The organism is Citrobacter sp. FP75 (assembly GCF_018342065.1).
Classification (GTDB): domain Bacteria; phylum Pseudomonadota; class Gammaproteobacteria; order Enterobacterales; family Enterobacteriaceae; genus Citrobacter.
On sequence record NZ_JAFDOE010000001.1, the window covers coordinates 490994 to 517417 of the forward strand.

Sequence of the window (26424 nt, forward strand, 5' to 3'; positions counted from 1 at the left end):
GTATACCAATATGGCTCATTCTTCTCGCTGGACAATGTCGCAAGTTACCGAATTATTTGAAAAACCACTGCTGGATCTGCTGTTTGAAGCACAGCAGATCCACCGTCAGCACTTCGACCCACAGCAGGTACAAGTCAGTACGTTGCTGTCTATTAAAACCGGTGCCTGTCCGGAAGACTGCAAATACTGCCCACAAAGTTCCCGCTACAAAACCGGTCTGGAAACCGAGCGCTTAATGGAAGTTGAGCAAGTGCTGGACTCTGCGCGTAAGGCTAAACAAGCCGGTTCAACGCGGTTCTGTATGGGCGCGGCATGGAAAAATCCGCACGAGCGCGATATGCCTTACCTGGAACAAATGGTGCAAGGTGTGAAAGAGCTGGGACTGGAAGCCTGTATGACGCTGGGTACGCTGGATGAAACGCAGGCGCAGCGCCTGGCCAGTGCGGGCCTGGATTACTACAACCACAATCTCGATACCTCGCCGGAGTTCTACGGCAATATCATCACTACCCGTTCGTACCAGGAGCGCCTGGATACGCTGGATAAAGTGCGTGAAGCGGGGATTAAAGTCTGCTCTGGCGGCATTGTAGGCCTGGGCGAAACGGTCACCGACCGTGCGGGTCTGCTGCTGCAATTAGCCAATCTGCCGACGCCGCCGGAAAGTGTGCCGATCAACATGCTGGTGAAGGTGAAGGGCACGCCGCTGGCGGATAACGACGATGTGGATGCGTTTGATTTTATCCGCACCATCGCCGTGGCACGCATTATGATGCCGACCTCGTACGTGCGCCTGTCCGCAGGTCGAGAACAGATGAACGAACAGACCCAGGCAATGTGCTTTATGGCCGGGGCCAACTCAATTTTCTACGGCTGCAAACTGCTGACTACGCCGAACCCGAATGAAGACAAAGACCTGCTGCTGTTCCGCAAGCTGGGACTGAATCCGCAGCAAACGGCGGTGCTGGCAGGCGATAACGAACAGCAACAGCGCCTGGAACAGGCCCTGCGTACACCGGACACAGACGACTACTACAACGCGGCAACCGTATGACCTGGCAGCAAAAAATTGACGATGCGCTGGCGACGCGTCGTTCTGCCGATGCCCTGCGCCGCCGTCATGCTGTGACGCAGGGGGCCGGGCGTTGGCTGCAGGCCGATGGTCGTCAGTATCTGAATTTTTCCAGCAATGATTACCTCGGTTTAAGCCACCATCCGCAGATTATCTGCGCGTGGCAGCAGGGGGCGGAACGGTTTGGCGTTGGCAGCGGCGGCTCAGGTCATGTTAGCGGCTATTCCATTACCCACCAGGCGCTGGAAGACGAGCTGGCGCAATGGCTGGGCTATTCACGGGCGCTGCTGTTTATCTCCGGGTTCGCCGCCAATCAGGCGGTGATTGCTGCACTAATGGGCAAAGAGGATCGGATCGTTGCCGACCGACTCAGCCACGCCTCGCTGCTGGAGGCTGCCAGCCTCAGCCCTGCAGCATTACGTCGCTTTACCCATAATGATCCTCAGCATCTGGCCCGTCTGCTGGCGGCCCCCTGTCCGGGGCAACAACTGGTAGTGACCGAAGGCGTGTTCAGCATGGACGGCGACAGCGCGCCGCTGGCGGAAATTCACGCAGGGGCGCAACGCCAGGATGCGTGGTTGCTGGTGGATGATGCCCACGGCATTGGCGTCACTGGTGAGGAAGGACGTGGTTCGTGCTGGCAACAGCAGGTCAAACCCGAACTGCTGGTGGTGACCTTTGGGAAAGGATTTGGCGTCAGCGGCGCGGCAGTTCTTTGTTCTGACAGCGTGGCTGAATATCTGCTGCAGTTTGCCCGCCATCTGATTTACAGCACCAGTATGCCTCCGGCGCAGGCCCAGGCCTTGCGCGCCGCGCTGGCGGTGATCCGTAGCCGCGACGGCGACGAGCGCAGAGCAAAGCTGGCCATGCTTATCCAGCGTTTTCGTGCCGGTATAACAACCCCGGATTTAGTGCTGGCGAATTCAGATAGCGCCATTCAGCCGCTGATCGTTGGTGATAACGCTAAAGCGCTACAACTGGCGCAGACGTTACGCGAGCAGGGCTGCTGGGTGACGGCAATCCGTCCACCTACCGTGCCGGTCGGCACTGCCAGACTGCGCCTCACGCTAACCCAGGCGCATGAACCCCAGGATATCGACCGCTTGCTGGAGGTGCTGCATGGCGCAGGTTGATAAGCAAGCCATTGCCGCTGCGTTCGGGCGTGCCGCGTCCCACTATGAGCAACACGCCGAATTACAGCGTCAGAGCGCCGATGCATTACTGGCGCGACTCGGTGGTCGCCAGTACGCCCGCGTGCTGGATGCCGGCTGTGGACCAGGGCGTATGAGCAGTTACTGGCGGGAGCAGGGGAGCGAGATCAGCGCCCTGGATCTGTCAGCGCAAATGCTGGCGCAAGCACAGCGTCACAACGTGGCCCACCATTACCTGCTGGCCGATATCGAAGCCATTCCGCAGGCTACCGCCACCTTTGACCTGGCCTGGAGCAATCTTGCCGTGCAATGGTGCGGCGATTTACGCGGCGCGTTAAGCGAGCTTTACCGGGTAGTGCGCCCTGGCGGGACGGTGGCGTTTAGTACCCTGGCACACGGCTCGATGCCGGAACTGCGTCAGGCGTGGCGAGCGGTGGATGACCGGGCGCATGCCAACCGTTTTTTACCTGTGGAACAGCTGGAAAATGCTCTATTCGGCTGGGACGTTGAGTATCAGATACAAGCCGTCACGCTGTGGTTTGACGACGCGCTGAGCGCTATGCGTTCGCTAAAAGGCATTGGCGCGACGCATTTGCATGAAGGACGCGAGCAGCGCGTGCTGACCCGCTCACAGCTGCACCAGTTACAGTTAGCCTGGCCCCAGCAGCAGGGGAAATACCCGCTGACGTATCATCTTTTTTTGGGAGTGATTCAACGTGACTAAAACGTATTTTGTCACCGGGACGGACACCGAAGTCGGTAAAACCATCGCCAGCTGTGCGCTGCTGCAGGCTGCGGAGCAACTGGGATTGCGAACCGTTGGCTATAAGCCGGTGGCGTCAGGAAGTGAAATGACGGTTGACGGTTTGCGTAACAGCGATGCCCTGGCTTTACAGCGCAACAGCGTTGTGGCAGCGGGTTATGCGGCCATCAATCCCTATACCTTCGCCGAACCCACGTCACCACATATTATCAGCGCCGATGAAGGGCGGCCGATTCTGGCCCCGGTGATGTCTGCCGGTTTGCGTGCCCTTGAGGAACAGGCCGACTGGGTGCTGGTGGAAGGGGCTGGGGGATGGTTTACCCCGCTTTCGCCGACGCTAAGTTTTGCTGACTGGGTGCAAACAGAACAGCTACCGGTGATTCTGGTCGTTGGCGTTAAGCTCGGTTGCATCAATCACGCTATTCTCACCGCGCAGGCGATACGCCAGGCGGGGTTGCAGCTGGTCGGCTGGGTTGCCAATGATGTAACCCCACCGAGCAAACGCCATGCTGAATACATGGCGACGCTGACGCGCGCGATTCCTGCACCGCTACTGGGAGAGATCCCGTGGCTGTCAGAGGCGCCGGAGCAGGCATTGACCGGGCAATATATCGATCTGAGCGTGTTGTCTCCGGCTCCCTCTTGTTGTTGACATATGGCGTTAGCCTGTTCTTTTCAACACGTTGGGACAGGCAAAAAAATGATGAAAATGCGAGCAGGATCTCGACTGTTACAGACCGCTTCGTTAGCTGATAAATATCAAAATTTAGCGATAATTTTTTTTTATTCGACCAAAAAACGACAGCGAGACGTTTCCGCCAGGCGGCAGTCAGCACGGGCTGGAGACAGTTATCCACTATTCCTGTGGATAACCTTGTGCATTAGAGTTAGAAAACACTATGTAAGCGAGAGAAGACGCGGCCTGCGACTAAATTGCTGCGAAAGACATCTTGGAGAAATAGTTATTGAAATACAGATTGTTAGATAAAAGCAATGGCTGTCGCGGAAGTGTCATCCGTTGCCATAAAACTTTCATCTGCTGGCTTGACAAATGTTAAAAAAGTCATAGGTCTGGGGATAACACATTTTTGCTGGTGTTTTATCTTGCCTGTGGCGAAATTTCAGCCCACCGCGACGGGGTTTCAGGGGGCGTAACAGAAATATTGTGGTCCGTTACTGTTTTTTCATCCAGTATATTTTACTGGCAAAATCTACTGCTGCGAGTAAAATTAGACACCTGCCCGCCCATTGCTTCAGGTAGCTGCTCATGAGTAAACCGTTCAAACTGAATTCCGCTTTTAAACCCTCTGGCGATCAGCCTGAGGCGATCCGTCGCCTGGAAGAAGGGCTGGAGGATGGTCTGGCGCATCAGACGCTGCTGGGCGTAACGGGATCGGGGAAAACGTTCACCATCGCCAACGTCATTGCGGACCTACAGCGTCCCACCATGGTGCTGGCACCCAACAAGACGCTGGCAGCCCAGTTGTATGGCGAGATGAAAGAATTCTTCCCGGATAACGCGGTAGAGTATTTTGTCTCTTACTACGATTATTACCAGCCGGAAGCCTACGTCCCGAGCTCTGACACGTTCATTGAGAAAGATGCATCGGTCAACGAACACATTGAGCAGATGCGACTGTCGGCGACCAAGGCGCTGCTGGAGCGTCGGGATGTCATTGTGGTGGCCTCAGTTTCCGCGATCTACGGTCTGGGCGACCCGGACCTGTATCTGAAAATGATGCTGCACCTGACGGTCGGCATGATTATCGATCAACGCGCTATTCTGCGTCGTCTGGCGGAGCTCCAATATACCCGCAACGATCAGGCGTTTCAGCGCGGTACATTCCGCGTACGCGGCGAGGTGATCGACATCTTCCCGGCAGAGTCTGACGACATTGCGCTGCGCGTGGAGCTGTTTGATGAAGAAGTAGAACGTTTGTCGCTGTTTGACCCGCTGACCGGGCAGGTTGAATCCAGCATTCCGCGCTTTACCATTTACCCTAAAACGCACTATGTCACGCCGCGCGAACGTATTGTGCAGGCGATGGAAGAAATTAAGGTCGAACTGGCGCAGCGGCGTAAAAACCTGCTGGAGAACAATAAGCTGCTGGAAGAACAGCGCTTAAGCCAGCGTACGCAGTTCGATCTGGAGATGATGAACGAGCTGGGCTACTGCTCGGGCATTGAAAACTACTCCCGCTATCTCTCCGGGCGCGGGCCGGGCGAACCGCCACCGACGCTGTTCGACTACCTGCCCGCTGATGGCCTGCTGGTGGTCGATGAATCCCACGTCACCATCCCGCAAATCGGCGGTATGTATCGCGGCGACCGGGCGCGAAAAGAGACGCTGGTTGAGTACGGTTTCCGTCTGCCGTCGGCGCTGGATAACCGCCCGCTGAAGTTTGAAGAGTTCGAAGCGCTGGCACCGCAAACCATCTACGTTTCCGCCACGCCGGGCAACTATGAGCTGGAGAAATCCGGCGATGACGTGGTCGATCAGGTGGTACGACCGACCGGCCTGCTGGATCCGGTGATTGAAGTGCGTCCAGTGGCGACGCAGGTAGATGATTTACTTTCTGAAATTCGTATCCGCTCGGCGATCAACGAACGTGTGCTGGTGACGACGCTGACCAAGCGGATGGCGGAAGACCTCACGGAATACCTTGAAGAGCACGGCGAGCGGGTGCGCTATCTGCACTCGGACATCGACACCGTTGAGCGCATGGAAATCATTCGTGACCTGCGCCTGGGCGAGTTTGACGTGCTGGTCGGCATCAACCTGTTACGAGAAGGCCTGGACATGCCTGAGGTCTCGCTGGTGGCGATTCTGGACGCCGACAAAGAAGGGTTCCTGCGTTCTGAACGCTCGCTAATCCAGACCATTGGCCGTGCGGCACGTAACATTAACGGCAAAGCGATTCTCTACGGCGATAAAATTACCGCATCAATGGCGAAGGCAATCAGCGAAACAGAACGTCGTCGCGAGAAGCAGCATCAGTACAACCATGAGCATGGAATTACGCCGCAGGGGCTGAACAAGAAGGTGGTCGACATTCTGGCGCTGGGCCAGAATATTGCCAAGACCAAAGCCAAGGGCCGAGGCAAGTCGCGCTCTGGTGCGAAGTCCGAGGTGGTTGAGCTGGATATGACGCCGAAGGCGCTGCAGCAGAAAATCCATGAGCTGGAAGGGCAGATGATGAAACATGCGCAGAACCTGGAGTTTGAAGAGGCCGCGCAAATTCGCGACCAGCTACATCAGCTGCGCGAGCTGTTTATCGCGGCGTCTTAATGCGTTGCCGGATGGCGGGGTAAACCCCTTATCCGGCCTACAAACGTCAAGGTCTGTGTTGGCCTGATAAGCGTCAGCGCCATCAGGCAAATGCGCTCAGCCTAAAGCCTGCACCGCTTTTTCCAGCGCGTTGTTCAACAACTGGCGGTCGTGGCGATACGGAATATCGCTGGCTTCCAGCACGTCCTGAATCACAATGCGGTCGCTAACGCTGGAAGCATCCACTTTTGGTCCGACAACCACCGCATCAATGACTTTTTTTCCGACGTACTGTTCAATGATGGTTAGCTTGTCGTTAAGCGTCAGGCTGGCGGCTGGCAGGCTTAATTCACGCCCCAGATTGCCGATATACACCATTGGAGCCGGAGTGCGTCGCAAAGCCTGCGCCATTTCGTCGAGCAGCAGGATTGGCATCAGGCTGGTATAAAAACTGCCCGGCCCGATCAGAATTAAATCTGCTTCAGCGATAGCCTCTACCGCTTCGCGCGTAGCCGGCACTTTTGGCGACAGCATCAGCTCCTGAGGAGGGATGGTGAGCTGATCGATATTCACCTCGCCATAAACCTCATGTCCCTGATCGTCGATAGCCATTAGATCGACCGGCAGCTCAGACATCGGAATTAAATGCGCGTCCACTTTCAGTAGACTACGAATTAAATTAATCGCCTCCAGAGGCCGCACGCTCAGGTGATCTAACGCCTTTAACATCAGATTTCCGAGGTTATGTCCGGAAAGCTCGCCATTACCGCCAAAACGGTACTCAAACATCGCGGATGCGGCGCTGGGTTGGGTAATTAACTGGTTCAGACAGTTACGCATGTCTCCCCAGGCGATGCCGCCTTCAGAGCGACGAATACGCCCCGTGGAACCGCCGTTGTCGGTGGTTGTGACAATGCCTGTCAGGCGTGAACCTAAAGGAGATAGTGAAGAGAGAACGCGTCCTAATCCATGCCCTCCGCCGAGAGCGACAACGCGATCCAGATCCGCCAGCGTACGAGTGCGCATAGTTATTCCTGATATCAATTGATCGACGTTACAGTAGCGTAAATTGTGGGTTTTCAGCAATTAGCCAGCGGGCTTGCGTGAAAATAAATTTTTGCGATCTACCCCTTTCTGACGACATTCACCTGATAGCAAGATGATGTATATCAATGCAAAACTGTGGTTTTTGCTTATTCTGTAGCGAAATTGCACGATCATGTCGCTATGTACAAGATTATATAGCGAAAGTGAAAATGGCAAAACTACCATTTACACGCTAGTATCGGCATAACCACAATGTACTCGACGTATGACGAGTATAAACACTCTAGCCTCTGCACCTGGGTCAAATGATACGGTGCTTTGGCCGTGACAAGGCTTCAACAGATTGTCACCAGGGCGCAGGAAGAAATGACTCCGCCTCCCGTATTTGGAAAGGTGTACATGGGCTCTCAACTTACCGATGCTTTCGCACGTAAGTTTTATTACTTACGTTTGTCGATTACCGATGTGTGTAACTTTCGTTGCACCTACTGTCTGCCGGATGGCTACAAGCCCGGTGGGGTCACTAATAACGGCTTTCTGACCGTTGATGAAATTCGTCGCGTCACGCGTGCGTTTGCCAGTCTGGGAACGGAAAAAGTGCGTCTGACCGGGGGCGAACCGTCATTGCGTCGCGACTTTACCGACATCATCGCTGCCGTGCGAGAAAATGACGCCATCCGCCAGATTGCGGTGACCACCAACGGCTATCGTCTGGCGCGGGATGCTGCCACCTGGCGCGAGGCGGGACTTACGGCGCTGAACGTCAGCGTTGATAGCCTCGATGCCCGTCAGTTCCATGCCATTACCGGGCAGGATAAATTTCAACAGGTGATGGCGGGCATTGATGCCGCCTTTGATGCCGGTTTTGAGAAAGTCAAAGTAAACACCGTGCTGATGCGCGATGTAAACCACCACCAGTTGGACACCTTTCTCGCCTGGATCCAGCCGCGTCCGATTCAGTTACGCTTTATAGAACTGATGGAAACCGGCGAGGGCAGCTCTCTCTTCCGTAAACACCATATCTCCGGGCAGGTACTGCGCGATGAACTGCTGCGTCGCGGCTGGATCCACCAGCTACGCCAGCGTAGCGACGGTCCGGCGCAGGTCTTCTGCCACCCTGACTATGCAGGTGAAATCGGTCTGATCATGCCTTATGAGAAAGACTTCTGCGCCACCTGCAACCGTCTGCGCGTCTCTTCTGTTGGCAAACTGCATCTGTGCTTATTCGGTGAAGGCGGGGTCAGCCTGCGCGATTTGCTGGAAGATGATACGCAGCAGCCTGCGCTGGAAGAGCGTATCTCAGCCGCGCTGCTGGAGAAAAAGCAGACTCATTTCCTGCATCAGAACAATACCGGTATTACGCAAAACTTATCTTACATTGGCGGCTGATCGCTAAAAGGAGTTTTTCATGAGTCAGGTAAGCGCTGAATTTATCCCGACACGCATTGCTATTCTTACCGTTTCCAGTCGTCGTGGCGAAGAGGACGATACCTCCGGCCATTATCTGCGCGACTCGGCGCAAGAAGCGGGTCATCAGATTGTCGACAAGGCGATTGTCAAAGAGAACCGTTACGCCATCCGCGCCCAGGTTTCCGCCTGGATTGCCAGCGACGATGTGCAGGTGGTGCTGATTACCGGCGGCACAGGGTTGACCGAAGGGGACCAGGCGCCGGAAGCGCTGCAACCGCTGTTCGATAGAGAAGTCGAAGGGTTTGGCGAAGTATTCCGTATGCTCTCGTTTGAAGAGATTGGCACCGCGACGCTGCAATCCCGGGCGATTGCCGGGGTAGCGAATAAAACGTTGATTTTCGCCATGCCGGGGTCGACCAAAGCGTGTCGTACCGCCTGGGAAAATATCATTGCGCCACAGCTTGATGCCCGTACGCGTCCGTGTAACTTCCACCCACATTTGAAGAAATAAGTATGTCGCAACTGACTCATATTAACGCCGCTGGCGAAGCGCACATGGTTGATGTCTCCGCCAAAGCAGAAACCGTACGCGAGGCGCGTGCTGAAGCCTTCGTCACCATGCACGCACAAACGCTGACGATGATTATCGATGGCAGTCACCATAAGGGTGATGTATTCGCCACAGCGCGTATTGCGGGTATTCAGGCCGCTAAACGGACCTGGGATCTTATCCCGCTGTGTCACCCGCTGATGCTGAGCAAGGTTGAAGTCAATCTGCGCGCCGAGCCGGAACACAACCGCGTACGCATTGAATCGCTGTGTCGCCTCACCGGCAAAACCGGCGTTGAAATGGAAGCGTTAACGGCGGCCTCCGTGGCAGCGTTGACCATCTACGACATGTGCAAAGCGGTACAAAAAGATATGGTGATTGGTCCGGTGCGTCTGCTGGCGAAAAGCGGCGGCAAGTCGGGCGATTTTAAGGTAGATGCGAATGATTAAGGTGCTTTTTTTTGCCCAGGTGCGAGAGCTGGTGAACACGGATGCGTTAGAAGTAGCCGCCGAGTTTCCAACGGTAGAAGCGCTGCGCCAGCATCTGGCAGCACAGAGCGATCGTTGGGCGCTGGCGCTGGAAGATGGCAAGCTGCTGGCTGCCGTAAACCAGACGCTGGTAAGCTTTGACCATCCTCTTAACGCCGGTGACGAAGTGGCTTTCTTCCCACCGGTAACCGGAGGCTAAGATGGCTGAAACGCGAATTGTTGTTGGCCATGCGCCGTTTCGCGTCGGGGAGGAATATCCCTGGCTTGCCGAGCGGGATGAAGACGGCGCGGTGGTTACTTTTACCGGTAAAGTCCGTAATCATAATCTCGGTGACAGCGTGCAGGCGCTGACGCTGGAGCATTACCCTGGCATGACCGAAAAAGCGCTGGCGGAAATCGTCGATGAGGCGCGTGAGCGCTGGCCGTTGGGCCGTGTGACGGTGATCCATCGCATTGGTGAGCTGTGGCCGGGAGATGAAATCGTCTTCGTTGGTGTGACCAGCGCACATCGCAGCAGTGCTTTTGAAGCCGGGCAGTTCATTATGGATTACCTGAAAACCCGCGCGCCGTTCTGGAAGCGCGAAGCTACGCCGGAAGGCGAACGTTGGGTTGACGCTCGCGACAGCGATAAGCAGGCGGCAAAACGCTGGTAGAGTAGTACACTTGTGTTAGGCTCATACTGATTCAGGAGATTGTCATGGACCGATTCCCACGATCCGATTCTATTGTGCAGGCCCGTACCGGCTTGCAAACCTATATGGCGCAGGTCTACGGCTGGATGACCTGCGGGTTGTTACTGACGGCGTTTATTGCCTGGTATGCGGCGAATACGCCTGCGGTGATGATGTTTGTCTTTTCCAGCAAAATCACCTTCTTTGGGCTGATCATCGCCCAACTGGCGCTGGTGTTCGTCCTTTCCGGCATGGTGCAAAAACTTAGCGCGGGCATGGCCACCACGCTGTTTATGCTCTATTCGGCATTAACCGGGCTGACGTTGTCGAGCATCTTTATCGTTTATACCTACTCGTCTATTGCCAGCACCTTTGTGGTTACAGGCGGGATGTTCGGTATCATGAGCCTGTACGGTTACACCACCAAACGCGATCTCAGCGGCTTCGGCAATATGCTGTTTATGGCGCTGATCGGTATTGTGCTGGCCTCGCTGGTTAACTTTTGGCTGAAGAGTGAAGCGCTGATGTGGGCAGTTACCTACATTGGGGTGATTGTGTTTGTCGGCCTGACGGCTTATGACACGCAGAAGCTGAAAAATATCGGCGAGCAAATTGACCTGCGCGACAGCTCCAACCTGCGTAAATACGCAATCCTTGGGGCGTTAACGCTGTATCTGGACTTCATCAACCTGTTCCTGATGCTGCTGCGTATCTTCGGTAATCGTCGTTAATTCTCTGTTGCCGGATGGCGTAAGCCGCCATCCGGCAAATTATTTCGCCATCGCTTTTTCGTTTTTTGCCCGCAGATTTTTCGCCCGACTCTCCAGCAACAGATAACACATTAACGCCAGCAGCAGCGGGGTAAAATAATACAGCACGCGATATGCAATCAGGGCGGCGATGATCGTGCCCTGCGAGATATTCTCTCCGGCCAGCAGCGCCATAAAGACCGCTTCCAGTACGCCGATCCCCGCCGGAATATGCACGATAACCCCGGCAATACTACTCACCAGTAGTACGCCCAGTACGAAGAAATAGTTGATGCCCTGACCCAGCAACAACCAGATAATCGCCCCCATGACCATCCAGTTGGTAGCGGAGATCGCCATTTGCGCCAGGGCAAATTTCCAGGAGGGTAGCACCAGCTTTTGGCCTTTAATGGTGATATGGCGATGTTTAGCGAAGGCGCAAAACCACAGATAAACGCCAATAATCAGCAGCAGAGACACGCCCAAAATGCGCAGCGTACCCTCATCGATATACCAGTGCGCAGGCAGTTGAACGACGCCGAAGGTAAAAATAAATCCGCCCAGCAGAATATAACCCAGCCAGTTAGTGGTAATGCTGAGTGAGAAAATACGCGTGATCGTACTCCCCGGTAATCCGAGGCGGGAATAGAGCCGATAACGCATGCCAATACCGCCCACCCAGGTGCTTAACGTCAGGTTAAAGGCGTAACAGATAAACGACACCAGCATCACCTGGCGTTTTGCCAGCTTGTGCCCGCAGTAATAGCGTCCGAGCAGATCATAACAGCCGTAGAGTAAATAACTGACGATCACCAGCCCCACGGCGCTGAGCAGAGCAAGCCGGTTGTAATCGCGGATTACTGTCCAGACCTCCTGCCAGTTGACCTTGCTGGCATAAACCACCAGCAGCACAATTACCGCGATAAAAAACAGCCAGGTGAAGATTTTTTTTGCCAGTCGCCAGCGGGGGGATGCTTTTGCCATCAGGGTTTCCCTCCTGCATCCTCAGTCTGAATACGGTTCTGCGTTTCCAGGGTCGGCTGCGCGGGCGGATCGACCTCGGTGAGGAGCGGTGTGTGCGCCGGTAGCCAGCCGACCAGCGCCGGAAAGTGGCGTAAAAAGTGGAACGCCAGCACGCTCTTGGTCAGGTTCCACCAGGTACGCCTCGGCAGCATCGATTCATCCACCTGCTGACAATCCTTAGCAATAATAAGGTTCAGATTGTCCCGCAGGACCTGGTTAAACGCGCGGTCATGAATAATGATGTTTGCCTCCAGATTGAGCGACAGGCTGAGCGGGTCGAGGTTGCTGGAGCCTACCGTTGCCCAGTGATCGTCCATTAGCGCGACTTTGCCGTGCAGGGGCCTACGGCGGTATTCATAAACATGGACGCCGCCTTTCACCAGATAGTTGTACAGCAGGCGAGCGCCCACTTTTACAATCGGCATATCCGGTTCTCCCTGCACAATCAGTTTTACCCGTACGCCGCGCCTGGCCGCCTTGCGCAGCGCATGCAGCAGGCGATAACCGGGGAAGAAATAAGCATTGGCTATGATCACTTCGCGTCTGGCCTGGGTCAGCATTTTCAAATAATGACGTTCAATATCATCGCGATGCTCTTCGTTATCGCGCCAGACAAACAGCGCCTGCGCTTCGCCAGGCTGGCGATTTTCGATTGCCCGATGATGTCGTCGCCACCAGCGGCGCACGGCGCTTTGTCCCGGCAGGTTTTCCAGCACAAAGGTCAGGATGTCTGCCACGATGGGACCTTCAATACGCACGGCGTAATCCTGCTTGGCCTCCGGGCCGTAATCGGACATATGTTCAGCGGAATAATTGATGCCGCCGACGAAAGCGACGCGGTCATCAATCACCACAATTTTGCGATGCATGCGGCGAAAAAGGTTGGTGCGCATGCCAAACAGACGCGGACGCGGATCGTAATAGCGGAAAACTACACCAGCTGTGGTGAGTTCACCGACAAAGTCATCGCTGAGATCCGGTGACCCGTAGCCATCGAGCAACACTTCGGCTTTGACGCCACGCTGTGCTGCACTGAGCAGCGTGGCATGCAGTTGTTTCCCTACCTCGTCTTCAAACCAGATGAAGGTTTCGAGGATGATTTTTTGCTGCGCCTGTTCAATGGCTTTAAAGACGGCGGGGTAGTACTGGTCGCCGTTTTCCAGCAGTTGAATTTGATTGCCTTCACGCCAGCCATATTTCATAAATGAATCTCCGCGCTCAGGGGGGCATGGTCAGACAAATGTCGCCAGTGGCGTAGTGCCAGCGCCGTTGGAGTACTGGCATTGGTGTTTTTCACATAGATCCTGTCAAGACGCAGCAGCGGAAATTGCACCGGAAAGGTCCGCGCCGGGTGACCGTGGGCGCGGGTAAAAATTTCGTCAAGACCGGCATGAACCTTCAACGGGTAATTGGCTGTTTGTCGCCAGTCGTTGAAATCCCCGGCCACCACCACCGGCTCTGCGTTGGGCAGGGCGTTGACCCAATCCGCCAGCATGGTCAGCTGCGCCTGGCGGTGGGCTTCACGTAAACCAAGATGCACGCACATCACATGAATCGGATGAGGGAGCATCGGTGGCACGATGCGGCAGTAAAGCACGCCGCGCTTTTCCGTGCCCCCGACTGACACATCCCGATTTTCATAATGTTCAATGGGATAGCGTGACAGCACCGCATTGCCGTGATGTCCCTGCGGATAAACGGCATTGCGTCCGTAGGCAAAATCGCGCCACACGGTATCCGCGAGAAACTCGTAGTGTGTAGTGTCGGGCCAGTTTTCCACGCGCAGGGAATGAACTGCGTGCGCGCCCATCACTTCCTGCAGACATACAATGTCCGCGCCGACCGTCCTGATGGCGTCCCGTAGCTCAGGCAAAATAAATCGCTTATTAAAGGCGGTAAAACCTTTGTGTGTATTAATGGTGAGCACATTGAATGAAAATCGATCTGCTGATTCGGTCATGGGGCTCCTGTTGACGTCTTTTTTCTTTTAAATAGTGTAGTCGGCGTCACAAAAGGATGCGGTGTTACGGAATTTTCCGTAAAGTCCGGTACTCTGAATAATTAGTTAAAGATCCTTCAGGAGAAAAGCCATGAGGTGGCAACAACGTGTTCGTGTCGCAACAGGTCTTAGTTGCTGGCAGATTGTGTTGCATTTACTGGTAGTGGCATTGCTGGTAATGGGCTGGATGAGCGGCACACTGGTGCGCGTCGGCCTGGGATTATGCGTCGTTTACGGCGTCACGGTTTTATTAATGCTGGCGTTGCAGCGTCATCATGAACAGCGCTGGCGTGATGTCGCTGACGTACTGGAAGAACTGACCACCACGTGGTATTTCGGTGCGGCGATGATCGTACTGTGGCTGCTGTCCCGCGTACTGCAAAACAACGTCTTACTGGCGTTGGCGGGGCTGGCTGTCCTTGCCGGACCCGCGGTGATTTCGCTGTTGGCGAAAGACAAAAAACTACATCACTTTGCGTCTAAACATCGCATACGCCGCTGACCCGGTAGTGGCCGCTATCACCAACAGCGGCCACAAACTTCCCCAGACAATCTTCAGGCTCGCATCCTTCAGGTAAATCTGTTTCGTGATGTCCGTAAAGTGGCGGATTGGGTTTATCCATGTCAGATTCTGCAGCCATACCGGCATATTTTCGACCGGAGAGACGTACCCTGAAAGCAAAATCGCGGGCATCATAAAGACAAACACGCCGATAAACGCCTGCTGCTGTGTTGAACACAGCGATGAAATCAGCAGACCAAAGCCCACCAGCGACAGCCCGTAAATCACCATCGTGAAGTAGAACAACCCCAGCGAACCGGCAAACGGAATGTGATAGGCCCAGATGCCAATCGCCAGCACGATGGTGGCCTGAAAGGTGGCCACGATCAGCGCAGGCACCGCTTTACCAATGAAAATTTGCCATGTCGTGAGCGGGGAAACCAGCAGCTGATCCAGCGTGCCTTGCTCACGTTCGCGGGCCACTGACAGCGAAGTGACGATCATCACGCCAATGGTGGTGATCATGGCGATCAGCGACGGAACGACGAACCATTTGTAATCCAGATTCGGGTTATACCAGTTACGCACCACCAGTTCGCTGTTGTTCGGCTTCGCTTTGCCGTCCATCAATTCCTGCTGGTATTCCTTGACGATCTGTTGCAGATAATTTGCCGCGATCTGCGCGCTGTTGGAGTTTCGTCCGTCAAGGATAAGCTGCATCGGTGCCTGCTGGAAGGTATCCAGATTACGTGAAAAGTCGGCCGGAAAGCGCACCAACAGCAGCGCCTTTTGCGTGTCGATGGTGGGCTGGATCTCCTGCGGGCTTTTCAGCAGCAGGATATGGGTAAAGGCGCTGGCGCGGGCAAAGCGCTGGGTTAATTCCACCGAATGCTTGCCGTTGTCTTCGTTATAGATGGCGATAGTGGCGTTGGTCACTTCTAATGTTGCCGCAAATGGAAACAGGATGACCTGAATCAGCACCGGCAAAATCAGGATCGCCCGCGTCTGCGGTTCGCGCAACAGCGATTGCAGCTCTTTGCGAATTAACGTCCATAAACGATGAAACATACCCGTCCCCTCAATCCAGCCGACGTTTGGTTTTAAGCCACGTCAGGCCAATAAACATCACCGCCGAAGCGATTAAAAACAGCACGTTGATAATCAACACCAGCGGAATATTTCCCGCCAGAAACAGGCTTTGCAAGGTGCTGACGAAATAGCGCGCGGGAATAATATAGGTCACTGCGCGAATAATGGCGGGCATGCTGTCTATCTGGAAGATAAAGCCCGACAACATAATCGACGGCAAAAACGCTGCGTTTAGCGCGACCTGCGCGGCGTTAAACTGGTTGCGGGTGATGGTGGAGATCAGCAATCCCATACCAAGCGTGCTGAGCAGAAACAGGCTGGTGATAAAAAACAGGATCAGCAGCGAGCCGCGATAGGGCACGCCAAGAATAAATACCGACACCAGCATGCACAGCAGCATCGCCAGCATGCCGAGAAAATAATAGGGGATCAGTTTGCACAGCAGTAATTCGACGCGGGTGACTTCCGTAGACAGCAGCGCTTCCATGGTGCCGCGCTCCCACTCCCGCGCGACCACTAATGAAGTCAGGATCGCGCCGATGACCGTCATAATAATGGTCACCGCCCCAGGGATAATAAAGTGCTGGCTGATAGCCGCCGGGTTAAACCAGTAGCGGGTCTGTACGTCGATCAGCGGCTCAAACGATTCCCCGCGATCTTCTGCCCGCTGTTTTTGCCAAATCTGCCAGATGCCTTCCACATAACCCTGCACAAAGTTGGCCGTGTTTGGTTCGCTGCCGTCGGTGATCACCTGAATGGGCGCAATGTCGTTTGGTCGCGCCATCTGCTGGGCAAAGTCCACCGGGATCACCACCAGCCCGCGAATGCGTCCGGCCTGCATTTTCTCAATCAATTCCTGGCGGTTATCGCTGATGGTAGCGTCAATATACGGCGAGCCGGTCATGGTATGGGTAAAGTCCAGCGCCTCTTCGCTTTGCTGTTCGAGTAAAATCCCCACCCGCAGCTTGCTGGAGTCAAGGTTAATCCCGTAGCCGAAGATAAACAGCAGCAGCAGTGGGATCACCACCGCAATCAGCCAGCTACTGGGATCGCGCACGATCTGCCGCGTTTCTTTAATGCACAGTGCGCGCACGCGTCGCCATGAAAGAGAGTGATTACTCATGCGCATGTTCCTTATCCCAGTCATTGATAAGCGTAATAAACGCCTGCTCCATGGTGGGGTCCGGCGTGTCATTATCGGCGGCCTGCGCTTTCAGGTCGTCCGGCGTGCCGCTGGCAATCAGCTTGCCGCGGTACACCAGTCCGATACGGTCACAATATTCCGCCTCATCCATAAAGTGGGTGGTGACCATCACCGTCACGCCTTTCTCCACCATGCTGTTGATATGCAGCCAGAACTCACGACGGGTGAGGGGATCGACCCCCGAGGTCGGTTCATCGAGGAACAGGATGTCGGGTTCATGCATCAGTGAACAGGCCAGTGCCAGCCGCTGCTTAAAACCCAGCGGCAGTTCGTCAGTGGCATGAGAGGCAATGCTCTTCAGGCCGAACGCCTCGCTCATACGATCGATTTTGTCTTTCTGCGCCCGACCGCGCAGGCCGTAGACGCCGGAGAAAAAGCGCAGATTTTGCTCCACCGTCAGGTTGCCGTAGAGAGAGAATTTCTGCGCCATATAACCCAGATGCTGGCGTGCTTTGCCGGAACTGACTTTCAGGTCCATATCCAGCACCAGCGCTTTACCGGAGGTAGGGACCAGCAGGCCGCACATCATTTTAAAGGTGGTCGACTTGCCCGCACCGTTGGGACCTAGCAGGCCAAAAATCTCACCGCGCTGCACGGCAAAATCCACATGGTCGGTGGCGGCAAAATCACCAAATTTTTTGGTCAGCGCTTTGGCTTCAATCACCGTTTCGCCCGCTGTACCTTCCACGGTATGCAGGATAGCGCCCAGCGGGGATTCAGACGTTCCTGCGCCGCCGAGTAAATCGATAAAAGCATCTTCAAAGCGCGGGGTAGTGCTGGTGATGGTGATTTCCGGCATGCCCTGAGCCTGGCGAATATCTTCCGCCGTAGCTTCTTTTTTCAGGATCAGGCGAACAGATTTCCCCTGAATCATGCCGTCGCTGACCTGCGGCAGTTTTAACGCCCGTTGCAGAAGTCGGCGGTTATTTTCCTGCGGGCTGCTCATTAAAAAACTGCGCCCCGCCATGGTCTGCGTAAGCTGCGTGGGATCGCCCTGGTACAGCAGTTCGCCTTCGTTCATCAGCAGCACATCACGGCACTGCTCGGCTTCATCCAGATACGAAGTACTCCAGAGGATCAACATGCCATCCCCGGCCAGTTCGTGGACCATTTGCCACAGTTCGCGGCGGGAGATTGGGTCCACGCCCACGCCCGGCTCATCCAGCAGCAGCACTTTGGGTTCACCGACCAGCGTACAGGCAAGGCCCAGCTTCTGCTTCATCCCACCGGAGAGTTTGCCCGCCAGACGCCCGGTAAACGGCCCCAGCGAGGTAAATTCCAGCAGACGAGCAAAGGTTTTTTCCCGTGCGTCACCGGTGACGCTGCGCAAATCGGCATAGAGATTGAGGTTCTCCATGACGGTCAGGTCTTCATACAGGCCGAATTTCTGCGGCATATAACCCAGCACCGCATGCAGGGCGCTGTCGTTAACGATCGGGTCAAAGCCAATCACCGTCGCGCTGCCGTCGTCGGGTTTCAACAGGCCCGCCAGCATGCGCATCAGTGTGGTTTTCCCCGCGCCGTCAGGACCTACCAGACCGGTGACATAGCCTGCGTGAATCGTGCAGTCGAGCGGGGCGACCGCCGGTTTTTCCATCCCGGCAAAGCGCTTAACCAGCCCGTTGAGGGTAATGACCGCGTCATTCATGCCGCGCCTCGTCACCGAACTTCACCGTCACCGGCATCCCCTGGCGTAGCGCGTCGTCGGCATCGGTTACCACAATGCGCAGGCGATAAACCAGATCGGTACGCAGGTCCGGGGTCTCTACTGTTTTCGGGGTAAACTCTGCTGTTGGCGACACAAAGCCGATTTTACCGTGGTACGGTTTGTCCGGGCGACCGTCCGTGTAAAGCAGAATCTCACGGCCTGGCTGCGCCTGGCTTAGATTGCGTTCGTCAACATAGGCGCGCACCCACACCGGGCGGGTAAGCGACAGCGTCAGCGCTGTACCGCCCGCGCTCAGCATACTGCCGGGTTCAACCGCACGGGTAAGCAGCGTACCGTCAGACGGGGAGGTCAGCGTGGTGTCATGCAGATCGAGTTCAGCCTGCGCCAGCTGCGCCTGGGCCTGTTCGAGGGTTGCTTTCGCCTGGGCGATATCCTGCGGACGATTACCGCTGCGGTACTGACTGAGCTTATCCTGCGCGGATTTCAGCGTCGCCAGCGCCTGGTCGCGCGATGAACGGGCGTTCTCCAGATCGTTGGCGGAAATAGTGCGGCTTTTCCACAATCCTGACTGGCGGTTATAAAAGTTCTGCGCGTAGTCATACGCCGCCTGCGCCTGTTTCACGGCCGCTGCGGTTTGCGCGATCTCTTCTTCACGATATCCTGCCAGCATCAGGTCGTACTGCGCCTGCGCAGCGGCAACGTTGGCTTTCGCCTGCATTAGCGCATTTTCGTACGGCGCGTGGTCCAGTTCGCCCAGTACCTGGCCGGCGGTAATCGCATCGCCTTCGTCAACCGCCAGCGAGGCCAGCCTGCCACCCACGCGAAAACTCAAATTGACGCTGCGGATATCGACGTTGCCGTACAGGGTCAGGCCGTTATCTTGTCGGCTTTGATACCACCACGTTCCACCGGCGATGACGGCAACGAGGGCCGCGATAACCAGCCCGAGAACGACAGGTTTTTTCATGACTCCAGACTCCTTTGCGTTAAACCTTGCAGAATAAGATCGATGTGACAGGTGATCGTTTGGTCAATCAGCGCGGTTTTATCCTCATCAAATTGTGACCAGCCCGTGCGCAACAGAATGGTTTCTTTCCCCAGACGGAAGGCCAGCACCTCACCCAGTATGGCGTGGGTGTGCAGGATCATTTGGGTATCACTGGCATCGCGGCCCGTATAGGCAGCAATCAGGCGGGTCAGGTGGCTGTGCAACGGGTTGATCACCTGGTCGTGCACCAGTTGATAGGCCGCGGTGGGCGAGAGCTGTTCGCGTGAGATAAATTTGCTCAAGTTAACCGTATCGTCCTGGGTTAACAGCATGATCATGTTTTTGCAGGCGCGGAGGATCAGTTTGCGCATGGCGGCCCGGTCCGGCTCTGGTTGGGCAAACAGGCGCTCGGCTTCTTCAGCGTGAGGGCGAAACTGTGAACCGATAAAATCCGCAATCCACTGGGCACAGGCGAGATATAAATCCTCTTTTGAGCCAAAATAGTAGGTAATGGCGGCGATGTTCTGTCCGGCCTGGGCGGCAATATCACGCGTGGTGGCGTGCAGGCCATATTCACCAAACTGTGCCAGCGCAGCGGCAATAAGCTGGTTCTTTGCCTGTTCACCTTTGGTTGTCATGGTGGGTGTATTCATGGCACGGCCAAATTATTAATCAATCGATTGATTAAGATTATGACTGATATCTGCACTTGTCTAGTCTGGTGGCTTATTTTGTTTTTTGCGACTGGCGGGATAATTATGCGGTACATCACAAAAACTGCTACACTCCGCCCCTTCATGACATTGTGGTTTTTGTCATCTCTTTTGCGAGTATCGTCCTGAAAACGACACCGGTAACGGTCAGGGCGGTTCGGAGTAGTTATGTCTTTTGATTCCCTTGGTTTAAACCCTGATATCTTGCGCGCTGTAGCCGAGCAGGGTTACCGTGAACCTACCCCTATTCAGCAGCAGGCTATCCCTGCGGTGCTGGAAGGCCGCGATCTGATGGCGAGCGCCCAGACCGGTACGGGTAAAACGGCAGGTTTTACCCTGCCGCTGTTACAACACCTCATTTCTCATGAACCGCATGGCAAAGGCCGTCGTCCGGTGCGTGCGCTGATCCTCACGCCAACCCGCGAACTGGCGGCTCAAATTGGCGAAAACGTCCGCGATTACAGCAAATATCTGAACATTCGCTCACTGGTGGTTTTCGGTGGGGTGAGTATTAACCCACAGATGATGAAACTGCGCAGTGGTGTGGATGTGCTGGTGGCAACGCCGGGCCGTTTACTCGATCTCGAACATCAAAACGCGGTGAAACTGGATCAGGTTGAGATCCTGGTGCTGGATGAAGCTGACCGTATGCTGGATATGGGCTTTATCCACGATATTCGTCGCGTACTGGCTAAGTTGCCGGCTAAACGTCAGAACCTGCTGTTCTCCGCAACGTTCTCTGATGACATTAAATCGCTGGCAGAAAAACTGCTGCATAACCCGCTGGAAATTGAAGTCGCGCGTCGTAATACCGCGTCTGAGCAGGTCAGCCAGTTCGTTCACTTCGTGGATAAAAAACGCAAACGTGAATTGCTGTCGCAGATGATTGGTCAGGGTAACTGGCAGCAGGTGCTGGTCTTTACCCGTACCAAGCATGGTGCAAACCACCTGGCAGAACAGCTGAATAAAGACGGCATTCGCAGCGCGGCAATACACGGCAATAAATCGCAGGGTGCGCGTACGCGTGCGCTGGCAGATTTTAAATCCGGCGACATTCGCGTGCTGGTGGCGACCGACATCGCTGCGCGTGGGCTCGACATTGAAGAACTGCCTCACGTGGTGAACTACGAGCTGCCAAACGTACCGGAAGATTACGTGCACCGTATTGGTCGTACCGGTCGTGCTGCAGCCACCGGTGAAGCGCTGTCTCTGGTGTGTGTTGATGAGCACAAACTGCTGCATGACATTGAGAAACTGCTGAAAAAAGAGATCCCACGTATTGCCGTTGATGGCTATGCGCCGGACCCGTCGATTAAAGCAGAGCCTATCCAGAACGGACGTCAGCAGCGTGGTGGCGGCGGTCGTGGACAAGGCGGAGCGGGTCGCGGACAGCAGCCGCGTCGTCAGGACGGCGGTGCGCCAAAAGCGAAACCGCGTACTAGCGAAGGCAAACCGGCAGGCGACAAGCCGCGCCCACCGCGTCGCCCGCGCAGACCGTCTTCAGCGCAGTAATTGCGAGCCCGGCCGAATAGCCGGGCTTTTCTTTTTGCGACGCGTGTCAGAAAGTGCCACAATAGTGGCTGTTTATACAGTACTTCAGGTTTTCTCATGGCATTAACAGCGGCGCTGAAAGCGCAAATTGCCGCCTGGTATAAGGCGCTTCAGGAACAGATCCCCGACTTTATCCCCCGAGCACCGCAGCGGCAGATGATTGCTGATGTCGCTAAAACGCTGGCCGGGGAAGACGGGCGGCATCTGGCTATCGAAGCGCCGACCGGCGTCGGGAAAACGCTCTCCTATTTAATTCCGGGAATCGCCATTGCCCGTGAAGAACAAAAGACGCTGGTGGTCAGCACCGCCAACGTCGCGCTGCAGGATCAGATCTACAGTAAAGACTTGCCGCTACTGCGCAAAATTATCCCCGACCTGCGTTTTACCGCCGCGTTTGGGCGCGGACGTTATGTCTGCCCGCGTAACCTGGCGGCGTTGGCCAGTAGCGAACCCAATCAGCAGGATCTGCTGGCATTTCTCGACGATGAACTGACGCCAAATAACCAGGAAGAACAAAAACGCTGTGCCAGGCTCAAAGGCGACCTTGATACCTACAAATGGGACGGGCTGCGCGATCACACCGATATTGCCATTGATGATGGACTCTGGCAGCGTCTGAGCACCGACAAAGCCAGCTGCCTGAACCGTAACTGTCACTACTACCGGGAATGCCCGTTTTTTGTTGCCCGCCGGGAAATTCAGGAAGCTGAAGTGGTGGTGGCAAACCATGCGCTGGTGATGGCGGCTATGGAGAGCGAGGCTGTCCTGCCGGAGCCAAAAAACCTGCTGCTGGTGCTCGATGAAGGCCACCATCTGCCGGACGTCGCGCGCGATGCACTGGAAATGAGCGCAGAAATCACCGCGCCCTGGTATCGGCTCCAGTTGGATCTATTCAGCAAGTTAGTGGCTACCTGCCTGGAGCAGTTCCGCCCGAAAACTACACCGCCGTTGGCCAATCCAGAGCGTCTGAACGCCCATTGTGAAGAGCTGTATGAACTGATCGCTTCATTAAACAGCATCCTTAATCTGTATCTGCCCGCCACCCAGGAAGCTGAACACCGGTTTGCAATGGGCGAGTTGCCTGCGGAAGTCATGGAGATTTGTCAGCGTCTGGCGAAGCTAACCGAGATGCTGCGCGGTCTGGCAGAGCTGTTCCTCAACGATCTCAGTGAAAAAACCGGCAGCCACGATATTGTGCGTCTGCATCGGGTGATTTTGCAGATGAACCGGGCGCTGGGTATGTTTGAGGCGCAAAGTAAGCTCTGGCGGCTGGCCTCTCTGGCGCAGTCATCAGGCGCACCGGTGACCAAATGGGTAACGCGCGACGTGCGTGACGGGCAACTCCACGTCTGGTTCCACTGCGTGGGGATCCGCGTCAGCGATCAGCTTGAACGTCTGCTGTGGCGCAGCGTGCCGCATATTATCGTTACCTCGGCAACGCTGCGCTCGCTCAACAGTTTCTCGCGACTGCAGGAGATGAGCGGCCTGAAAGAAAAGGCCGGGGACCGCTTTGTGGCGCTGGACTCACCGTTTAATCATGTCGAGCAAGGCAAAATTGTCATTCCGCAGATGCGTTACGAACCGTTAATGGAGAACGAAGAGCAGCATATTGCCGAAATGGCGGCCTATTTCCGCGAGCAGGTGGAAAGCAAAAAGCATCAGGGCATGCTGGTGCTCTTTGCCAGCGGCCGCGCGATGCAGCGTTTTCTTGAACACGTAACCGATTTGCGTCTACTGTTGCTGGTACAGGGTGATCAGCCGCGTTACCGTCTGGTAGAGTTGCACCGCAAGCGGGTGCAAAACGGTGAGCGTAGCGTGCTGGTCGGGCTGCAATCTTTTGCCGAAGGACTGGATTTAAAAGGTGACCTGTTAACCCAGGTGCATATTCACAAAATCGCGTTTCCGCCTATCGACAGCCCGGTAGTGGTGACTGAGGGGGAATGGCTGAAAAGCCTGAATCGTTACCCCTTCGAGGTGCAGAGTTTACCTGCGGCGTCGTTCAATTTGATCCAGCAGGTTGGGCGACTCATTCGTAGCCACGGTTGCTGGGGCGAAGTGGTGATTTACGACAAGCGGTTATTGACCAAAAACTATGGTCAGCGTTTACTGAATGCGTTACCCGTATTTCCGATAGAGCAACCTGGTGTGCCAGACGTTATAGTAAAACCAAAAGAAAAAGCGAAACCCACGCGCCGCCGTCGGCGTTAACGATGTGAGCAACAGGCAAGGAGTTATCGATGGATTACCGCAAAATCATCAAAGAGATCGGGCGAGGTAAAAATCACGCGCGTGACCTGGACCAGGATACCGCTCGCGGACTGTATACTCACATGTTGAACGGCGACGTGCCTGATCTGGAGATGGGGGGCGTATTGATTGCGCTGCGCATTAAAGGGGAAGGTGAGGCGGAAATGCTGGGCTTTTATGAGGCAATGCAAAACCATACCATTCGTCTGACGCCGCCCGTTGCAAAACCGATGCCTGTTGTTATTCCCAGCTACAACGGCGCACGCAAGCAGGCTAATCTGACGCCGCTGTTAGCTATTTTGCTGCATAAACTGGGTTTTCCGGTCGTGGTGCATGGGGTAAGTGAAGATCCAACCCGCGTACTGACGGAAACCATTTTTGACCTGATGGGTATTGCGCCAACTCTGCATGCCGGGCAGGCGCAGGCAAAACTCGAGGGGCATGAGCCGGTGTATATTCCGGTGAGCGCGCTGTGCCCTCCGCTGGAAAAACAGCTGGCGATGCGCTGGCGAATGGGGGTGCGTAATAGTGCACATACGCTGGCGAAATTAGCCACGCCGTTTGCCGAAGATGCGGCGCTGCGTCTTTCCAGCGTTTCACACCCGGAATACGTATCGCGGGTGGCGAAATTCTTTGGCGATATCGGTGGGCGCGGCTTGCTGATGCACGGTACAGAAGGGGAAGTGTACGCCAACCCCCAGCGTTGCCCGCAGATAAGCCTGATTGATTCATCCGGTGTGCGAGTGCTGCAGGAGCGTCAGAGTGAAATGCCTGAAGAGCCGGTGCCGCTGCCGGTGGCAAAAGATCCGGAAACCACGGCGCGCTGGATAGAGCGTTGTCTGGCCGGAAGCGAGCCAGTACCGGCCTCGTTGAAGATTCAGATGGCGTGCTGTCTGGTAGCAACCGGCGAAGTTGCCACACTGGCTGAAGGATTTACCCGCGTCGAACAAAACTTCTGATCCCTTCGCTCTCCCGACAGGTCGTGTGCCAGGCCTGTCGGTCTGTCCTTTCCTGCAATGTGAAATTTCTGCACGTTTATTGACCTCCTGACCGTCGTAGCGCAGCATAGTTTGTTGAAAAATAAGAAACACAACAAACACGCAACACAACAGGAGATAACCATGAACAGTGGACACCGCTTTCATGCGCCCGCGCTGCACGCCTTTATTCAGGCCGTTTTCCGTCACATGGGCAGTGAGGAGCAGGAAGCACGCTTAGTGGCCGATCATCTGATCGCCTCAAACCTCGCCGGGCACGATTCCCACGGCATTGGCATGATCCCAAGCTATGTTCGCTCATTCTCGCAGGGGCATCTGCAGATCAACCGTCATGCCAAAGTGGTCAAAGATGTAGGGGCGGTGGTAACGCTTGACGGCGATTGCGCGTTTGGCCAGGTGGCGGCGCATGAGGCCATCGCACTCGGGATCGAAAAAGCACGTCAGTATGGTATCGCCGCCGTGGCGCTACATAATTCGCACCATATCGGGCGCATTGGCTACTGGGCGGAGCAATGTGCAGCGGCAGGTTTTGTCTCGGTGCATTTTGTAAATGTGGTGGGGATCCCGATGGTTGCACCTTTTCATGGCCGTGATAGCCGTTTCGGCACCAACCCCTTCTGCGCCGTGTTTCCACGTAAGAATGACTTCCCGCTGCTGCTGGACTATGCGACCAGCGCCATTGCTTTTGGTAAAACGCGCGTCGCGTGGCATAAGGGGGAGCCGGTCGCGCCGGGCTGTCTGATTGACGCAGACGGTGCGCCCACCACCGATCCTGCCGTGATGCAGGAGTCCCCGTTGGGCTCGCTGCTTACCTTTGCCCAGCACAAAGGCTACGCGTTGGCGGCAATGTGTGAAATTCTTGGCGGCGCGCTTTCCGGCGGTAAAACAACGCACGAAGAGAGTTTGCAGGACAGTGCTGATGCGATCGTTAACTGCATGACGACAATTATTCTTAACCCGGCGCTATTTGGTGCGCCGGATTGCGACAATCAGGTTGCGGCATTTGCGAAATGGGTCAAAGCCTCGCCGCATGCCGAGGAGACCCCAATTCTGTTACCGGGTGAGTGGGAAGTGAATACCCGCCAGGCACGACTGGCGCAGGGTATCCCGCTGGACGCCGGAAGCTGGCAGGCGATTTGCGAAGCGGCGCAGCAAGTGGGTATGCCGGACGCGGTGTTGCAGGAATTCCGTCAACGACTGGAACAATAGGTAAAAAAAAGCCCGTCCTGGTGGACGGGAAAACAAAGGGTAACAAACAGGGTCAATGAGGGTTGG

The 26424-nt window shown here is 55.4% G+C and carries 25 protein-coding genes and 1 riboswitch; of the genes, 16 read left to right on the forward strand and 9 right to left on the reverse strand.

Annotation, left to right across the window (positions count from 1 at the left end):
- Positions 1-10 precede the first annotated feature (10 nt).
- From bioB to uvrB, 5 genes are all read left to right on the forward strand, one after another.
- The gene (bioB, locus tag JQ822_RS02290; protein WP_096757785.1) at positions 11-1051 is read left to right on the forward strand and encodes a biotin synthase BioB; all 1041 of its coding nucleotides are present in this window, start codon (positions 11-13) and stop codon (positions 1049-1051) included.
- Positions 1048-2202 carry an 8-amino-7-oxononanoate synthase gene (gene bioF, locus JQ822_RS02295; protein ID WP_213132106.1) on the forward strand — a complete coding sequence of 385 codons (1155 nt, stop codon included), beginning with the start codon at positions 1048-1050 and terminating at the stop codon, positions 2200-2202. The genes bioB and bioF overlap by 4 nt, the downstream gene beginning before the upstream one ends.
- A complete protein-coding gene (bioC, locus tag JQ822_RS02300) occupies positions 2189-2944 on the forward strand; it encodes a malonyl-ACP O-methyltransferase BioC (protein ID WP_213132107.1) in 756 nt (251 codons plus the stop codon). The genes bioF and bioC overlap by 14 nt, the downstream gene beginning before the upstream one ends.
- Complete coding sequence (gene bioD, locus JQ822_RS02305; protein WP_213132108.1) at positions 2937-3635, forward strand: dethiobiotin synthase; 699 nt, start codon at positions 2937-2939, stop codon at positions 3633-3635. Before bioC ends, bioD begins: the two co-directional genes overlap by 8 nt.
- Positions 3636-4250: 615 nt before the next feature.
- Positions 4251-6272 (forward strand): excinuclease ABC subunit UvrB, encoded by a 2022-nt coding sequence (uvrB, locus tag JQ822_RS02310; RefSeq protein ID WP_213132109.1) that lies wholly within the window; start codon positions 4251-4253, stop codon positions 6270-6272.
- A gap of 96 nt (positions 6273-6368) precedes the next feature.
- Here uvrB and yvcK read toward each other — a convergent pair whose 3' ends face one another.
- Positions 6369-7277 carry a uridine diphosphate-N-acetylglucosamine-binding protein YvcK gene (gene yvcK, locus JQ822_RS02315; protein ID WP_213132110.1) on the reverse strand — a complete coding sequence of 303 codons (909 nt, stop codon included), beginning with the start codon at positions 7275-7277 and terminating at the stop codon, positions 6369-6371.
- Between the two features lie 288 nt (positions 7278-7565).
- Positions 7566-7710, forward strand: a riboswitch (molybdenum cofactor riboswitch).
- Here yvcK and moaA point away from each other — a divergent pair.
- The 6 genes from moaA (at position 7698) to JQ822_RS02345 (ending at position 11148) form a co-directional block, all read left to right on the forward strand.
- Entirely contained in the window at positions 7698-8687 is a 990-nt protein-coding gene (gene moaA, locus JQ822_RS02320) for a GTP 3',8-cyclase MoaA (RefSeq protein WP_213132111.1), read from the forward strand. (Overlaps the previous riboswitch by 13 nt.)
- Positions 8688-8706: 19 nt before the next feature.
- Complete coding sequence (moaB, locus tag JQ822_RS02325; RefSeq protein ID WP_043015676.1) at positions 8707-9219, forward strand: molybdenum cofactor biosynthesis protein B; 513 nt, start codon at positions 8707-8709, stop codon at positions 9217-9219.
- 2 nt (positions 9220-9221) lie between these two features.
- Positions 9222-9707, forward strand: coding sequence for a cyclic pyranopterin monophosphate synthase MoaC (gene moaC / locus JQ822_RS02330; RefSeq protein WP_213132112.1), 486 nt, complete (start codon positions 9222-9224; stop codon positions 9705-9707).
- Positions 9700-9945: a molybdopterin synthase sulfur carrier subunit gene (gene moaD / locus JQ822_RS02335; RefSeq protein WP_213132113.1), complete on the forward strand. Its 246-nt coding sequence runs from the start codon at positions 9700-9702 to the stop codon at positions 9943-9945. The genes moaC and moaD overlap by 8 nt, the downstream gene beginning before the upstream one ends.
- A gap of 1 nt (position 9946) precedes the next feature.
- The gene (gene moaE, locus JQ822_RS02340) at positions 9947-10399 is read left to right on the forward strand and encodes a molybdopterin synthase catalytic subunit MoaE (RefSeq protein ID WP_213132114.1); all 453 of its coding nucleotides are present in this window, start codon (positions 9947-9949) and stop codon (positions 10397-10399) included.
- 44 nt (positions 10400-10443) lie between these two features.
- Positions 10444-11148, forward strand: a complete 705-nt coding sequence (locus tag JQ822_RS02345; RefSeq protein WP_213132115.1) for a Bax inhibitor-1/YccA family protein — start codon at positions 10444-10446, stop codon at positions 11146-11148.
- Between the two features lie 39 nt (positions 11149-11187).
- On the opposite strand, the gene JQ822_RS02350 is transcribed toward JQ822_RS02345, so the two are convergent.
- Genes JQ822_RS02350 through JQ822_RS02360 form a run of 3 tightly spaced genes read right to left on the reverse strand, consistent with a single transcriptional unit; the run spans position 11188 to position 14149 of the window.
- Positions 11188-12150: a lysylphosphatidylglycerol synthase domain-containing protein gene (locus tag JQ822_RS02350; RefSeq protein WP_213132116.1), complete on the reverse strand. Its 963-nt coding sequence runs from the start codon at positions 12148-12150 to the stop codon at positions 11188-11190.
- Positions 12150-13391, reverse strand: a complete 1242-nt coding sequence (gene clsB / locus JQ822_RS02355) for a cardiolipin synthase ClsB (RefSeq protein WP_213132117.1) — start codon at positions 13389-13391, stop codon at positions 12150-12152. The genes JQ822_RS02350 and clsB overlap by 1 nt, the downstream gene beginning before the upstream one ends.
- Positions 13388-14149: an endonuclease/exonuclease/phosphatase family protein gene (locus JQ822_RS02360; protein ID WP_213132118.1), complete on the reverse strand. Its 762-nt coding sequence runs from the start codon at positions 14147-14149 to the stop codon at positions 13388-13390. Before JQ822_RS02360 ends, clsB begins: the two co-directional genes overlap by 4 nt.
- 130 nt (positions 14150-14279) lie before the next feature.
- Here JQ822_RS02360 and JQ822_RS02365 point away from each other — a divergent pair, with 130 nt between their 5' ends.
- Positions 14280-14690 (forward strand): YbhQ family protein, encoded by a 411-nt coding sequence (locus tag JQ822_RS02365; RefSeq protein WP_213132119.1) that lies wholly within the window; start codon positions 14280-14282, stop codon positions 14688-14690.
- On the opposite strand, the gene JQ822_RS02370 is transcribed toward JQ822_RS02365, so the two are convergent.
- Genes JQ822_RS02370 through cecR form a run of 5 tightly spaced genes read right to left on the reverse strand, consistent with a single transcriptional unit; the run spans position 14652 to position 20293 of the window.
- Positions 14652-15758, reverse strand: a complete 1107-nt coding sequence (locus JQ822_RS02370) for an ABC transporter permease (RefSeq protein ID WP_096757769.1) — start codon at positions 15756-15758, stop codon at positions 14652-14654. The genes JQ822_RS02365 and JQ822_RS02370 overlap by 39 nt on opposite strands.
- A gap of 10 nt (positions 15759-15768) precedes the next feature.
- Positions 15769-16902 (reverse strand): ABC transporter permease, encoded by a 1134-nt coding sequence (locus JQ822_RS02375; protein WP_213132120.1) that lies wholly within the window; start codon positions 16900-16902, stop codon positions 15769-15771.
- Positions 16895-18631 (reverse strand): ATP-binding cassette domain-containing protein, encoded by a 1737-nt coding sequence (locus JQ822_RS02380; protein ID WP_213132121.1) that lies wholly within the window; start codon positions 18629-18631, stop codon positions 16895-16897. The genes JQ822_RS02375 and JQ822_RS02380 overlap by 8 nt, the downstream gene beginning before the upstream one ends.
- On the reverse strand, positions 18624-19619 hold the full coding sequence (gene hlyD / locus JQ822_RS02385) for a secretion protein HlyD (RefSeq protein ID WP_213132122.1): 996 nt from the start codon (positions 19617-19619) through the stop codon (positions 18624-18626). Before hlyD ends, JQ822_RS02380 begins: the two co-directional genes overlap by 8 nt.
- The gene (cecR, locus tag JQ822_RS02390; RefSeq protein WP_213132123.1) at positions 19616-20293 is read right to left on the reverse strand and encodes a transcriptional regulator CecR; all 678 of its coding nucleotides are present in this window, start codon (positions 20291-20293) and stop codon (positions 19616-19618) included. The genes hlyD and cecR overlap by 4 nt, the downstream gene beginning before the upstream one ends.
- Before the next feature lie 228 nt (positions 20294-20521).
- On the opposite strand from cecR, the gene rhlE reads away from it, so the two are divergent.
- The 4 genes from rhlE (at position 20522) to JQ822_RS02410 (ending at position 26358) form a co-directional block, all read left to right on the forward strand.
- Positions 20522-21865: an ATP-dependent RNA helicase RhlE gene (gene rhlE / locus JQ822_RS02395; protein WP_213132124.1), complete on the forward strand. Its 1344-nt coding sequence runs from the start codon at positions 20522-20524 to the stop codon at positions 21863-21865.
- A gap of 96 nt (positions 21866-21961) precedes the next feature.
- A complete protein-coding gene (dinG, locus tag JQ822_RS02400) occupies positions 21962-24112 on the forward strand; it encodes an ATP-dependent DNA helicase DinG (protein WP_213132125.1) in 2151 nt (716 codons plus the stop codon).
- A 29-nt stretch (positions 24113-24141) separates the two neighbouring features.
- A complete protein-coding gene (gene ybiB / locus JQ822_RS02405; protein WP_213132126.1) occupies positions 24142-25110 on the forward strand; it encodes a DNA-binding protein YbiB in 969 nt (322 codons plus the stop codon).
- 162 nt (positions 25111-25272) lie between these two features.
- Positions 25273-26358, forward strand: coding sequence for a malate/lactate/ureidoglycolate dehydrogenase (locus JQ822_RS02410; RefSeq protein WP_213132127.1), 1086 nt, complete (start codon positions 25273-25275; stop codon positions 26356-26358).
- The last annotated feature ends 66 nt before the right edge of the window (positions 26359-26424 follow it).

Bases quoted from the DNA above. Each gene is read 5' to 3' on its own strand.
- dinG (WP_213132125.1), top strand. From the start codon at position 21,962: ATGGCATTAACAGCGGCGCTGAAAGCGCAAATTGCCGCCTGGTATAAG.
- moaD (WP_213132113.1), top strand. From the start codon at position 9,700: ATGATTAAGGTGCTTTTTTTTGCCCAGGTGCGAGAGCTGGTGAACACG.
- JQ822_RS02410 (WP_213132127.1), top strand. From the start codon at position 25,273: ATGAACAGTGGACACCGCTTTCATGCGCCCGCGCTGCACGCCTTTATT.
- JQ822_RS02375 (WP_213132120.1), bottom strand. From the start codon at position 16,902: ATGAGTAATCACTCTCTTTCATGGCGACGCGTGCGCGCACTGTGCATT.
- uvrB (WP_213132109.1), top strand. From the start codon at position 4,251: ATGAGTAAACCGTTCAAACTGAATTCCGCTTTTAAACCCTCTGGCGAT.
- bioC (WP_213132107.1), top strand. From the start codon at position 2,189: ATGGCGCAGGTTGATAAGCAAGCCATTGCCGCTGCGTTCGGGCGTGCC.
- JQ822_RS02370 (WP_096757769.1), bottom strand. From the start codon at position 15,758: ATGTTTCATCGTTTATGGACGTTAATTCGCAAAGAGCTGCAATCGCTG.
- yvcK (WP_213132110.1), bottom strand. From the start codon at position 7,277: ATGCGCACTCGTACGCTGGCGGATCTGGATCGCGTTGTCGCTCTCGGC.
- rhlE (WP_213132124.1), top strand. From the start codon at position 20,522: ATGTCTTTTGATTCCCTTGGTTTAAACCCTGATATCTTGCGCGCTGTA.
- moaE (WP_213132114.1), top strand. From the start codon at position 9,947: ATGGCTGAAACGCGAATTGTTGTTGGCCATGCGCCGTTTCGCGTCGGG.
- clsB (WP_213132117.1), bottom strand. From the start codon at position 13,391: ATGAAATATGGCTGGCGTGAAGGCAATCAAATTCAACTGCTGGAAAAC.
- bioF (WP_213132106.1), top strand. From the start codon at position 1,048: ATGACCTGGCAGCAAAAAATTGACGATGCGCTGGCGACGCGTCGTTCT.
- JQ822_RS02365 (WP_213132119.1), top strand. From the start codon at position 14,280: ATGAGGTGGCAACAACGTGTTCGTGTCGCAACAGGTCTTAGTTGCTGG.
- moaC (WP_213132112.1), top strand. From the start codon at position 9,222: ATGTCGCAACTGACTCATATTAACGCCGCTGGCGAAGCGCACATGGTT.
- JQ822_RS02380 (WP_213132121.1), bottom strand. From the start codon at position 18,631: ATGAATGACGCGGTCATTACCCTCAACGGGCTGGTTAAGCGCTTTGCC.
- ybiB (WP_213132126.1), top strand. From the start codon at position 24,142: ATGGATTACCGCAAAATCATCAAAGAGATCGGGCGAGGTAAAAATCAC.
- cecR (WP_213132123.1), bottom strand. From the start codon at position 20,293: ATGAATACACCCACCATGACAACCAAAGGTGAACAGGCAAAGAACCAG.
- moaA (WP_213132111.1), top strand. From the start codon at position 7,698: ATGGGCTCTCAACTTACCGATGCTTTCGCACGTAAGTTTTATTACTTA.
- JQ822_RS02350 (WP_213132116.1), bottom strand. From the start codon at position 12,150: ATGGCAAAAGCATCCCCCCGCTGGCGACTGGCAAAAAAAATCTTCACC.
- hlyD (WP_213132122.1), bottom strand. From the start codon at position 19,619: ATGAAAAAACCTGTCGTTCTCGGGCTGGTTATCGCGGCCCTCGTTGCC.
- JQ822_RS02345 (WP_213132115.1), top strand. From the start codon at position 10,444: ATGGACCGATTCCCACGATCCGATTCTATTGTGCAGGCCCGTACCGGC.
- bioB (WP_096757785.1), top strand. From the start codon at position 11: ATGGCTCATTCTTCTCGCTGGACAATGTCGCAAGTTACCGAATTATTT.
- moaB (WP_043015676.1), top strand. From the start codon at position 8,707: ATGAGTCAGGTAAGCGCTGAATTTATCCCGACACGCATTGCTATTCTT.
- JQ822_RS02360 (WP_213132118.1), bottom strand. From the start codon at position 14,149: ATGACCGAATCAGCAGATCGATTTTCATTCAATGTGCTCACCATTAAT.